Raw genomic sequence first — 12,739 nt, 5'->3', positions numbered from 1 at the left:
TAATTATCTTTCGATCGTAAATTTTGATATCAATATTTATTCAATTTTTAATTACAAGTAATTACTTAACCTCTTCACGCTCGTATGATTTTAAAAAATTGATGTATTCAGCCTCATAACCTATGCAAGCAGGCAAGTGGGCAACAGAGCTGATGGTGTATTTAATAGGAGTTTCTGAGGATTCGCTATTTAATGATTGAGTATTAACAAAGCAGTAATCGATCCCAAAATCTCTTGCTCCATAACCGTCACTAATAATGGAGTCACCTACCATCAACATCGAGTCCTTCTCAATAGATTGTTTGCGCCTTTTCGTAATTTCCTGTAAAGCGATATTAAAAATTTCGATATTGGGCTTTGCTATACCCACATCATCAGAAACAATATAACAATCAAACCAATCATTTAATTGAAGCTGCCGCTGTTTTCTCCCCTGAACTTCGACAAAACCATTAGTAATAATACCTAAAATATGTCCTTTTCGGTGTAAAAACTCAATGGCAGTTTTCACATTTGGTAACCAATGAGCATGGATGCAAAGACTGCTATCGTACTCATTTGCAACCTCTTCCGCAGATGCAGCGCAAGAAATCTTTTGATTTAATTGGATAAATCGCAGTAATCTCACTTCGCTTGGCATGAGTGTATTTTCTCTGACTCCAACTTGATTCCATAGGCGGGTGTTAATTTTTTTATAAACCTGCTCAAAGACAGTATATTCAATTGTGGCGTAAAATTTTTCATAAATATTTTTTAAACCCATTCGTTGGGAATAAGCAAAATCGATTAGCGTATCATCGAGATCAAATAAAATAACTTGATAGGGCATTCATGAGTCCTGTTATTCATTTTACATCCAAAAATGTAAGTACCAATTCACTATACTATGGCCCCAAAATAAAGAAATTAGTCCGCTTATGCATAAAAAAGGGCCGAAGGGAATTGCGGTATCCTTGGATTTATCGTGCAAACGTAAATACAATAAGCCAATAATTGTACCACTAATTGATGAAAGAAGTAGAATTAACGGTAAAAATATCCAACCAAACCATGCGCCAAATGCAGCAAATAATTTAAAATCTCCATGGCCCATACCAATTTTACCCGTGAATAAATAAAATATTTTAATAAACATCCATAATCCCATATAAGCCCCTGCAGCACTTAGCACTGCTTGAGGTAAGGGAGTAAACAGATTTTCTGTATTCGCAATAAGTCCTATCCATAATAAACTTAACGTGAGGCTGTCAGGTAAAATCTGATGGTCTAAGTCAATGAAAATTAAGCAAATTAAAATCCAAATTGCAATCAACGCAAACATCAATTGTATCGTGAAACCGAAATGCCAAGCCGCATATAGAGATAGGAGCATTGTGACTAATTCAATTAAAGGATAGCGAATAGAAATCGAAGCTTTGCATTGGTAACAGCGTCCACGTAAAAACACATAACTTAAAATTGGAATATTTTGCCAGGCCTTAACTGTTGCTTTACACGACGGGCAAAATGATCTTGGAAAAAATAAATTAATCAGCTTTTGATCATCTTTCTTGATTCCAATCAAATCATTGTATTGCTGATTCCATTCTCTTTCCAACATAATGGGTAAGCGGTAAATAATAACGTTAAGCAAACTGCCCACTGCAAGCGAGAATAGAGCGATTGTAGTATACATAAACCAAATATGATTCGTGATGAGGTTGTATATCATTGAATGATCCTGCTGAAAATTTAAGTATTTATATTGCAGATCCCAGTTTAAAGATAGGCAGGTACATTGCAATTACAAGTCCGCCTACCAAGACACCTAAAACAGTCATAATAATAGGTTCTAATAAACTACTGAGAGAGTCGACCGCACTATCAACATCTTCTTCATAAAAATCAGCAACTTTGCTTAACATTTTCTCTAATGCACCTGATTCCTCACCAATGGAAACCATCTGAATCACCATGTTGGGAAATAATTGGGTATTCTCCATAGCCTTATTCATTTGTTGACCTGTAGATACTTCTTCCCTAATTGTGTCAGTTGCTTTAGCGAAAATAATGTTTCCTGTCGCACCTGCTACAGATTTAAGTGCTTCAACCAGAGGTAAGCCAGCAGCAAAAGTAATTGATAGCGTTCTTGAAAAACGAGCGATCGCAGCTTTCTCAACAATAGGACCTATTACAGGTAGTTTTAACAAAGTTCTATCTACATTTTGCGCAAATTGAGGAGAGTGTTTTAGTGCATAAATAAACGCATAAATACCGCCAGCCAAGGCTCCAAAAATTAAGTACCAATAGGATTGAAAAAATTTAGACATGCTCACAACTGCTTGGGTCAGAGCGGGCAAGTCTGCGCCAAAACCCTTAAATAAAGCCTCAAATTGAGGGACAACGAAAATAAGTAAGCCAGTCGTGACAATAAATGCAACAACCAATACAGCCAAAGGATAAGTTAAAGCTTTTCTAATTTTCTTTTTTATCGTTTCTATTTTTTCTTTATAAGTAGCGACTTTATCCAACATGATGTCAAGAGAGCCTGATTTTTCGCCAGCGTCCACCAAATTGCAGAATAATTCGTTAAAAAAGGCAGGATATTTCTTCAGTGCCTCAGCAAGCGTTAATCCAGTTTCAACATCGCCTTTAATATTTTCAATTAATTCTTTAAACCGTTTATTGGATTGTCCCTTTGCAACGATATCAAAGGATTGCACTAAAGGTATCCCTGATTCAATCATTGTCGCTAATTGACGACTAAATACTGTAATATCTCCAGACTTTATTTTTCTATTTTTTAAACTGAAAAGAGGAGCACGTTTTTTAGCAATTTTATTAACGATAACTCCTTGTCTGCGCAACTCTACTTTGGCTAAAGCAAGACTTCTGGCCTCAATGTCTCCATTTATTTTTTGGGCTGCTTTATTAACGCCTGTGTAATGAAAGGTTAAGGTGGTGTTGGCATTTTTTTTCATTTTTTTATGGTTAATCAACGGTTACCCGATTGACTTCCTCTATAGTGGTAATGCCTTGTTTTACTTTCTCAAGTCCTGATTGATAAATAGTAATCATGCCTTCTTCCTGGGCGATTTTTAATATATCCAAGGAATTTCCACCCGACATGATGATTTGGCCAAGTTTTTTAGTCATAGGCAATACTTCAAACAATCCTATTCTCCCTCGGTATCCATTGGTACACTTGGCACATCCTCCAGCTTTATATAATTTAATTCCCTCTAAATCAGCTTCTGTAAAGCCTAATTCCAACAAACCTGGTTTGTTGAAGTCATCTCTTAAGACTTTGCAATGTTCACATAATTTTCGGGCTAAGCGTTGTGCGATAATAAGCGTTACTGAACTGGCTACATTAAATGTTGCGATTCCCATATTGACCAAACGGTTTAATGTTTCAGCTGCGCTGTTCGTATGTAATGTTGAGAGTACCAAATGTCCTGTTTGTGCCGCTTTAACCGCTATTTCAGCTGTCTCCAAATCACGTATTTCGCCGACCATTATAATGTCAGGGTCTTGCCGTAAAAATGCTCGTAAGGCATTGGAAAAAGTTAATCCTGCTTTGGGATTGATATTAACCTGATTGATTCCAGGTACTTTAATTTCGACCGGATCTTCAGCAGTGGAAATATTTACTTCTTTAGTATTGAGTATATTCAGTGCAGTGTACAAGGTTACGGTTTTACCACTTCCTGTTGGTCCAGTGACCAGGATCATTCCTTGGGGACGTTCAATTGAATGTATAAAATTTTCTTTTTGAATAGAGCTGAAACCTAAAGCTTCAATACCTAATTTTGCTGAGCCCGGGTCTAATATCCGCATCACAACTTTTTCACCTGAGGTAGTAGGGCAGGTACTTACACGAAAGTCGATGGATCTGTTTTTGGATATTTTCATCTTAAAACCACCGTCCTGTGGAATTCGTCTTTCTGAAATATCCAAACTGGACATAATTTTTATTCGTGCAGTAATGCGCATGGCTAAGCTTCCAGGAGGCGTTGCGATTTCATGTAAAATACCATCTTGTCGGTAGCGTATACGATAGTCTTTTTCATAGGGCTCAAAATGTATGTCTGAAGCTCCTTGTTTAATCGCATCAAGAAGTATTTTATTAACGAATTTAACTATAGGAGCATCCTCTGTTATGGAGGTAGCAATACCTGTTTCATGCTCTTCTTCCTCGTTAATGATAATTCCATCAAACTCCGTAGTATCACCAACAAACTCTGATAAACCTTGTGTTTCCTGTACCGTAAGCAAATGATCTATTAATGTGCTAAGTTTATCTGCCTCAACTATAATTGCATGTGTATTGAGTCCTGTATGGAACTGGATTTCTTTTAATGAAGCTTGTTTGCTTGGGTCTTCTGTTGCAAGATATAAATTATTCCCACGATAAAATAGAGGAACCATTGAGTGACGACGAATTAGCTTTTCATTGACCAAACTCATAGGAATAGAATCGATATCAATACAATCCAAATCAAGCATAGGGACGCCGAAATTATGTGCTGCTGTAAATGCAATTTGCGTAGCTGCTAAAATGTTATTTTTGACAAGGTACTGAACTAAGGATATCCTTTCCGCAGAGGCATTCTTACAGAACTCAAGCGCCTGAGTTTTATCCAAAAGGCTTTCAAGAACAAACAACTGTCCTATTCCATGTAATTTAAATTCGTTACTTCCTAGCATAAGTTCCAATCAGCTTTGAATATAATATTAACTATAGTTAATCTATTTCATAAAATCACGTGTTTTATGCACATCAGTGCTTCTATCTTGCCTTTTGGAGAGAGGGAGTATGTAATATAATGATCTCAAGTTCTTTTATATTAAAATTTCTAAGCTATTTAAACTTAAAAAATGGATTGTATGTATGTGAAACTCATTGTATTGTAGTTTAATTCAGGATTAACTATTTTAAAAGGTATTATTTTGTTGATTGAACGGCAATTAAAACAATATCGCGCCCTGAATAAGTGGTTTCAATCGCCCCTGGGTCTTTTTGCTGCGCATGAATTTTTAGTTAATCTTGAACCTGAAAGCAAGTATTTAAAGGGTGAGACGCTGCTGCAATTAGGTAATTGTGGTGATAATATCTGGTTAAAGAAATTTAATTACATCCATAAATGGATTGTATCTCCTTTTTCATTAGCTGATAAAGTCCAAATTAAATGTGCTTTAAACCAGCTTCCATTGGAACGCAACAGTGTGGACTGTATTATAGCACCGCTCACACTGGAGCCTTTTGCTAACAGTTTTAGTTTGATTGATGAGATCGATCGCGTTCTTAGCCCTATGGGTTTTGTTATTTTGTTAAGTATTAATCCTTGGAGTCTTTGGGGTGGGGCAATGAAAATCGGGCTGTTGCACTGTTACAGCGATCAAAAGGTTAAAATGCGTACTCCATTCAATTTAAATCGAATTTTTTTGCAAAGAGGTTATATGCAGTATTCTCTGAGCAGTTTTTGTTATGTGCCTCCAGTAAATAATGCATCATTAATTAAAAAATTTGCTTTTCTGGATGAAATAGGCAAGATGCTTTGGCCTTATCCTTCTGGTTTTTACTGTTATATTGCCCAGAAATATCAAGTTATAGAACCTAAACTGCAAATTATTCCCAATGAGCCAATAAAAGATTATCAGGCCCCATTACAACCGGTTATTTTTTCTTCTCAATGCAATAAGCTGTATTCATCTGATAAAATAAAAAAATAATAGATATTAGGAGCTTGTTCCTATTTTATTTTGTGACACGATACGTTTCCTCGTTAACTAAATTTTGAATAGTGTATGAAATGTCAACAAACTTTAACAGTTTAATAGTATGAAATGCGAGTTACAAAGAGATTCACATCAATTTTTAATTTGAATAGATACCCATTGTTTTTGTATACTTTGCTTTGCCATAAGAACAGGTTAATTTTATGAATAAAAAAACGATATTCAGAATCACTTTTGCCAATCAAGAAGCAATTTATGAGGTTTATGCACGTTCTGTTAAAGAAAGTGATATATTTGGATTTCTCGAAGTTGAAGAACTGGTGTTTGGTGAGCAAACTGCATTGGTTGTCGATCCCTCTGAAGAGCGATTAAAGATTGAGTTTAATGGAGTAAAGCGGACATTTATACCCATGCATTCAATTTATCGTATTGATGAAGTTACAAAACAGGGAACGGCTAAAGTAAAAGATAATCCGGGCTATGGAAGTAAAATTAGCCCTTTTCCTGGTACGGGAAAAATAAAAGATTAAATGAATGCTTCCCTATAACCCACTCCTTTGCCCCTAGGATTTATAATGACTATTCCAGATAAAATCAAAGAAGTTTATGAAAAATCATCTTGCTTGTTTACCACCAATGAAGTTGAAGCCGCTCTTGATCGAATGGCGATTAATATACATAAGGAATTACAAGATCAAAATCCAGTACTTGTCTGTGTTATGGTAGGAGGCTTAGTTCTTCTAGGAAATTTACTACCACGCTTGGACTTTCCTTTAGAAGTAGATTATGTCCATGCAACTCGTTATCGAGGCGATATAACAGGTGGAGAGATTGTTTGGAAAGTGAAGCCGTCAGCTAACTTGAAAGGAAGAACGGTTCTTGTTGTCGATGATATTCTGGATGGTGGTGTTACATTAGCAGCGATTATTGATAATATAAAAACTTTGGGAGCAGAAAAGATATACAGCGCTGTTTTGGTTGATAAATATCGAAAACGTGTACCTAATGGATTAAAAAAAGCTGATTTTGTAGGTTTACAAGTAGAAGATCATTATATATTTGGTTATGGAATGGATTACAACGAATATTTAAGAAATGCTCCAGGTATTTTTGTAGTACATCCTGAGCATGAATAGTTATTAATAGAACTTCAGGTATAATATAGCTAACGGTTATTGTAAAGGAAAAAACGTATTATTGTTTTGTGATTAGTTAAACCAGGTTATTTATAAAATCAGGTCTTATTTTGGCAGATCAAGCTTCCTTTCCCTAACCCCTTTTTTGCTGTATTTCTCACATCTGAAGATACAGCATTTGTACTAATAAATTCCAATTGGCTTAACATTAGTTTTTGTCTTTTCTCATCGTACTTATCCCAGCTACTGAATTGTTCTGTCAAATTAGCTGCTAAAGTTGGATTAATTTTTTCTAATTTCAGAATTGCATCGACAATTAATTTATAGCCTTTTCCTGATATAGAATGAAATCCATAAGGATTTTTAATGAATGTCCCAAATAAAGCATTCACTTTATTTGGATTGGACAAATCAAAGGAAGAATGTAGCATTAATTGTTTTACTAAGTTCACTACATGTTCTGAATGGGCTGCTGCCTGAATATTAAACCAATAATTAACAGCGCTTGGATCGTGTTGCCAGTACTCATAAAAGGATGCTAATAGTTTACCTGATTGACTGCAGTTATTACTTAGCAGTAGATTAAGTGCTGAGATACAGTCAGTCATATTTTTGCCTAATGAGTTATTGAATTGTTCGATCAATCGTCGCTCTGTTTTTTCAGACTGTACCGAAACCAAATAAGCATGACAAACTTGTCTTAAACGTCGTGCGCCCGCAGATAAGATATCAAACGACTTAAAAGGCGAGCTCTGAGATACCGGTATGATATCCAGATTTTTTTGTATGTGTGCTATATCTTCTTTTAGTTCTTTTGCCAGCTGGTTTTGAATCAGTTGTCGCGCTTCTGCTATTTTTTCAAAATCCTGATTTTGCAGGTTGGAAAATAAGTCCTCTTCTGAAGGTATGGATATGAGCTCGGCAAGTAACCAATAGCTTAAAGAACTATTTTTCTCATGGAGTACACTTCGGTATGCATTAAAAAACTCAGGAGTAAATGTAATGGTCTTACCAGAACAATAATCTTTGACCATTTGGGTGATCAGTTTATTTACAGCTTCGCAACGGTTATATATATTACTATCTTGTTGCATGAGTAGCAGTAATTGTTCTGCTCTGTATGCAAACTCAAGATTTATAGGAGCAGAAAAACTACGTAATAAAGAAGGAGTAGGATGTGAGTCAATATGATTGAAATGAAACTCCATGTTCGATTTATCAACCATTAGCAAAGTATCGCCTTGAATCTCCTTACCATTATTATTGAGTAATCCAACAACAATGGGGATTGGCCTTCCTTTTCGGTCCTTAGTTTTAAATTTTAAAGTATAGCGTTTTGCTTTGGCATTATATTCGTCAGTAACTGATACTTGCGGAATACCCGATTCAGTAAACCAATGTAAGAAGGAACTCAAATCTTTCTTTGTTGATTTACTTAATGATGCCAGTACATCTTCTAAAGTTACTGCGCGTCCATCATTATCTTTAAGAAATTGGTTCATTCCCCTATAGAAAATTTCTTCACCAAGGAAAAGCATCATCATACGAAAAATATCAGCACTTTTTTCATAAGCTGCAGGTGTGTAAAGGCTTCTAACATTGGTATAGGTATCTTGTCGTGGAGCACGTTCATCAAGATTTTTACCATCTATTATCCGAATTAGATCAGTGCTAAATAAATGTTCACGAAACATTGCAGCCCTAAATGTGGTTAATCCTTCTTTGAAAGGCAAGTTAAACCACTCACGGATAGTGACACGATCGCCTGACCAATAATGAAAGTATTCATGGGCAACGACTTCTAAAACTCGTAAAAAATCCTCATCAGTTCGTGTATCAGGAGTAGCAAATAAGTTTGCGGTATTAAATAAATTTAAACCTGTCGGCTCGGAAGCGCCCGAGGCGTACTTATCAACACCGGCTACCATATGCTGTGGTAACTCACATTCTAAGTTAAAGGTTTCCTCTTCCCAGCGCATTGCTGCTTTTAAAACTTCTTTAGCGAAATCACATTTTGCTGTCGCTGCAGGAGGAACATAAAACTCAATTGGTAACTCACGTTCGGAACGTGTCTTGAAATAATCTACTGTTTTTTTTAGTTTTCCTGCAACTAATGCGAATAGATAGCTGGGTTTAGGAACTTTATCTACCCAAGTTACAGAGTGAAGTCCTTCTTCTCGATCGTTTTGCTCGATAAGTAAGCCATTGGAAAGTAATACAGGATAGTCCTCTTTTTTAGCAATAATTGTGGTTTTGTAGGTAGCTAAGTTATCGGGACGATCATGGCAGTAGAGAACACGGCGAAGTCCTTCAGTTTCAGCTTTCACCAGAATGGTTCCTTCTGTTTCATATAAACCAAATAAATCGGTATTTTCACCCAAACTAGTTGTTGTTTCGAGTATAAAAGCCCGATCATGAGGAACATTTTTGATGATTAAAGAATCTTTTGTGATTTCGTATTCTTCTTGAGTTAGCTTTTTGCCATCGAGTGAAATGGATTCTAAGATCATATTTTCACCATCCAATTCCAAATCAGTAGGATAAGATTTGGATTTTGGATTGGGTTCAACAGTCAATAAGGCTTTTGATTGAACAGGTTTTTTAGAAAGATCTATTTTTAAATCAATGTGTTTTATCAGATAATCAAGAGTTTTATAATCACTTAACCTAAATATCCCTGAATGGTTTTTCATGAAAACTCCCTGATTCATACATGATTAAGAAGCAACAATATAAGATCAAAATGTTTATTTCAACTGAGTAACGACCTAAACGGTAAGCATTATCTCATGATCATGTTCTTCTTGGAGATCATCTGTTTCTTTTTTATCACTTTTTATGAAGCTTAGATCGTGATACGGTGATTGAGATTGAATAAACGGATTATTTTCTGCATCCCAGGAGAGGAAAGCCGTCATGTCATTAAAATAGCAGAGCTTGTATTCCGCAATTTCCAGTGGGAAGTTAATTTTTTCAATGATTTTTTTGAGTTCTTTGGTAATTTCTGCATGTAGTTGTTCAAAAATTTCTTTGGATATTGTTCCATTGAAACGTGAATAAGCTAATGTAATATGGAGAATTTTAGGTATTTTTTCTTCGATATTTAAAGAGGCGGCTATTTTCTTAATTTGTGTTTGTTGTTCTTTAGGTAAAGATAAAGAGAGAGAAAGGGTTCTGCCAATGCTGATTTCCATTTTTTCAATTGAAGGATAAAGAGGGTTTTTCTGTAGCGTTTGCTTAATCTTTTTATAGTGAGGCAATTTATTAATAATAAATTGATTCCATGAACCTCCTATTTGTTGTTCTGTTTCCAGGCTCATGGTAGTCATATGATAACTTTGGGCGGGAAGTGGTAAAAAATGATGCGCAATCAGTGAGTTATTCACTAAGAGCTTATAAATAGTCTCACAAAATTCCTTTTGCTTAGGATAACAGGCCGATACTACTGTAACTCCTGGAAATGGTGCGTATTGACCGTATTCATCAACTTTGCTTAATTGGGTATGCTCATTCTTACTTTTTAGAGAGAACATTTTTGCTATCCAAGAAAATAAATTGAAAAGAATAATATCATGAAATTCAGTTTGATCTAAAAAATATGATTAATCTTTAATCTATAATAACTGTATGTAGAAAGAATAACTAGGTTATTTTTCCTTTTGCTAAACTTATGGAAGACAAAACACAGAGACTATTATGCCATTGAAATTAAAGAAAACAGAAACTCACGAAGAATTAGAGCAGAAAAGACTCGATGCACTTCAATCATTAAAGATTATGGATACACTTCCTGAAGAAAGTTATGAGCGATTGGTGCGTCTTGCGATTGATTTATTCAATATCCCAATTTGTTATATCGCATTTCTTGATGAAGAAAGACAATGGTTTAAAGCGCGGTATGGTTTAAAAGCAAAGCAAACACCAAGGTGTATTTCTTTTTGTAACGTGACAATAAAAAAAAGCGAACCATTAATTGTTAACGATGCGCTTAATGATGAACGATTTGCCAACAGTCCTTTGGTTCAACAAGATCCTTTTATTCGCTTTTATGCTGGCATTCCTTTGACTGATCCTCTGGGTTATAACGTAGGTACCTTTTGCTTGGCAGATACTTCCCCCAAAGAGCTTGATTCAAGGCAACTGAGTTTATTATTAAATTTAGCTAACATCGCCAAAGATGAGTTAACTTTACGTAAGACGAATTTGTTATTGCAAAAAATAAAAAAACAACTTGAAGTACGTAATAAGTTAATTCGTAAGGTATTTAGCTTTTATATGTCCGATGAAGTAGCCAATACTATTCTTGAGTCTCCTCATCATCAAAAATTGGGCGGACATGAAAGTAAAATAACAATCATGTTTAGTGACTTAAGAAATTTTACACCTTTATCTGAATCAATTCCTGGTGAAACTCTTGTTTCTCTCTTAAATACTTATTTCAGTAAAATGGTTCCTGTGATCGAAAAGCATCAAGGAATTGTTGATGCTTTTATTGGCGATGCAATTATGGTCATTTTTGGTGCACCATATTCATCAGGAAATGACTCACTGCGTGCGGTAGCTTGTGCTTTAGAAATGCAACGGGTATTAAAAAAACTGAATCAAACCCATAGTAAGATTAATTTACCGCATATAGAGATGGGCGTAGGAATTAATACAGGCCGTGCTGTAGTTGGAAATATTGGTTCCAAGAAGAGAATGCAGTATAGTGCTATAGGATCGCCGGTTAATTTATCATCTCGAATACAAGATCTAAGTCTTGGTGGACAGATATTGATTTCTGAGTCCACTTATAAGGAAGTTGTAAAAGACATTGAGATTAATGGATATCTTCGAGTAAAGGTTAAAGGAGTTCTCTCACCAATTACGATTTATGATGTGGCTCGATTAAAGTCGAATAATCTAAAGGTTTCCAGATAATACACTAAAAAACTTACAAATTAATTTAGCTCATATTATAATTTTTATTAGCATTATATGTAATGCTCTTTCAAATTGATACGCGTCTACGTGAATTAAGATTTGCTTTTGCATCCATGCTACTTCAAATGTTAATGTGTTTTACTCTGTTCAAGCATTTTATTAGTAAATGCAATTGCCAAAGCTGAAATGAGCAAGGTCAAATGAATAATGACTTGCCACATCACGGAGAAGTTACTAAGTTTATTTGGATCGATGAACGTTCTTAATAAGTGAATCGAGGATATTCCAATTAATGAAAGTGCAAGCTTTACTTTCATAGCGCCAGCGTCAAGATGATCAAGCCATTCAGGTTGATCTGGATGCGAGTCAAGGGCTAGCGGAGAAATAAAGGTTTCATATCCTCCCATAACTACCATAATCAGAAGATTCGCAATCATAACCACATCAATCAGCTCGAGTACACCTAACATGATGTGTGTATCATTGATACTGTTGAGATGAATTACTAAATCATACAGTTCATGAATAAAACGATAAACATAAACAGCCAGTATCAAAATAAGACCAATGTAGAGGGGAAGCTGCAGCCATCTTCCCATAAAGATTAACCTGCTAATGCCTTTTTTTAAATTACTCATGAAAATACACCATTTAAATATTAAAAATTCTTTCTATCCATCCGCATTGTTGATTTATCTAATAGTGCCCAATCTAAAACAGATCTATTTAGAAATGCAACAAAATCCGCTTTATTTTTTGGTCCTGTTATTTTAGTAATTAGCCACTCCTGCTTTTAAGGAAAGATACATGGTCATAAGAATGAAACATGATTCACTAATACTTGTCGCTAAAGCGCAGCGCAGTGGAGTCCGGGCTTCCTATCAAATTCCTGGGCTCTTGTTGTCTTCACCCGGGTTATGATTTTTTATAATACTTAAGTTGACGCAGTAGGCGAGTAC

The 12,739-nt window shown here is 35.3% G+C and carries 11 protein-coding genes; 4 read left to right on the top strand and 7 right to left on the bottom strand.

The annotated features are described in order from the left end of the window. Nucleotides 1–61: 61 nt before the first annotated feature. Genes Ltuc_RS05780 through pilB form a run of 4 tightly spaced genes read right to left on the bottom strand, consistent with a single transcriptional unit; the run spans nt 62 to nt 4,689 of the window. Nucleotides 62–829, bottom strand: coding sequence for an HAD family hydrolase (locus Ltuc_RS05780; protein ID WP_058520349.1), 768 nt, complete (start codon nt 827–829; stop codon nt 62–64). Nucleotides 830–850: 21 nt separating this feature from the next. Then, nucleotides 851–1,711 (bottom strand): prepilin peptidase, encoded by an 861-nt coding sequence (locus Ltuc_RS05775; RefSeq protein ID WP_058520348.1) that lies wholly within the window; start codon nt 1,709–1,711, stop codon nt 851–853. A gap of 28 nt (nt 1,712–1,739) precedes the next feature. Then, entirely contained in the window at nt 1,740–2,960 is a 1,221-nt protein-coding gene (locus Ltuc_RS05770) for a type II secretion system F family protein (RefSeq protein WP_058521621.1), read from the bottom strand. A 10-nt stretch (nt 2,961–2,970) separates the two neighbouring features. After that, nucleotides 2,971–4,689 (bottom strand): type IV-A pilus assembly ATPase PilB, encoded by a 1,719-nt coding sequence (pilB, locus tag Ltuc_RS05765; RefSeq protein WP_058520347.1) that lies wholly within the window; start codon nt 4,687–4,689, stop codon nt 2,971–2,973. Nucleotides 4,690–4,932: 243 nt separating this feature from the next. On the opposite strand from pilB, the gene Ltuc_RS05760 reads away from it, so the two are divergent. From Ltuc_RS05760 to Ltuc_RS05750, 3 genes are all read left to right on the top strand, one after another. After that, entirely contained in the window at nt 4,933–5,715 is a 783-nt protein-coding gene (locus Ltuc_RS05760; protein WP_058520346.1) for a methyltransferase domain-containing protein, read from the top strand. Nucleotides 5,716–5,924: 209 nt separating this feature from the next. Beyond that, nucleotides 5,925–6,251, top strand: a complete 327-nt coding sequence (locus Ltuc_RS05755) for a DUF1820 family protein (protein WP_058520345.1) — start codon at nt 5,925–5,927, stop codon at nt 6,249–6,251. 45 nt (nt 6,252–6,296) lie between these two features. Next, complete coding sequence (locus Ltuc_RS05750) at nt 6,297–6,857, top strand: hypoxanthine-guanine phosphoribosyltransferase (protein WP_058520344.1); 561 nt, start codon at nt 6,297–6,299, stop codon at nt 6,855–6,857. A 98-nt stretch (nt 6,858–6,955) separates the two neighbouring features. On the opposite strand, the gene pepN is transcribed toward Ltuc_RS05750, so the two are convergent. Next, entirely contained in the window at nt 6,956–9,550 is a 2,595-nt protein-coding gene (gene pepN, locus Ltuc_RS05745) for an aminopeptidase N (RefSeq protein ID WP_083498048.1), read from the bottom strand. Nucleotides 9,551–9,625: 75 nt separating this feature from the next. After that, on the bottom strand, nt 9,626–10,390 hold the full coding sequence (locus Ltuc_RS05740) for a DUF1868 domain-containing protein (protein ID WP_058520343.1): 765 nt from the start codon (nt 10,388–10,390) through the stop codon (nt 9,626–9,628). Nucleotides 10,391–10,553: 163 nt separating this feature from the next. On the opposite strand from Ltuc_RS05740, the gene Ltuc_RS05735 reads away from it, so the two are divergent. Further along, nucleotides 10,554–11,777: an adenylate/guanylate cyclase domain-containing protein gene (locus tag Ltuc_RS05735; RefSeq protein ID WP_058520342.1), complete on the top strand. Its 1,224-nt coding sequence runs from the start codon at nt 10,554–10,556 to the stop codon at nt 11,775–11,777. 131 nt (nt 11,778–11,908) lie between these two features. Here the strand turns inward: Ltuc_RS05735 and Ltuc_RS05730 are convergent, their stop codons facing one another. Continuing rightward, nucleotides 11,909–12,418 (bottom strand): TIGR00645 family protein, encoded by a 510-nt coding sequence (locus Ltuc_RS05730; protein WP_058520341.1) that lies wholly within the window; start codon nt 12,416–12,418, stop codon nt 11,909–11,911. Nucleotides 12,419–12,739: the final 321 nt, after the last annotated feature.

It is taken from the genome of Legionella tucsonensis, from assembly GCF_001468035.1.
Classification (GTDB): Bacteria; Pseudomonadota; Gammaproteobacteria; order Legionellales; family Legionellaceae; genus Legionella; species Legionella tucsonensis.
The sequence above is the reverse complement of the archived record's forward strand: the minus strand, read 5'-3'. Positions and strand labels throughout refer to the sequence as shown.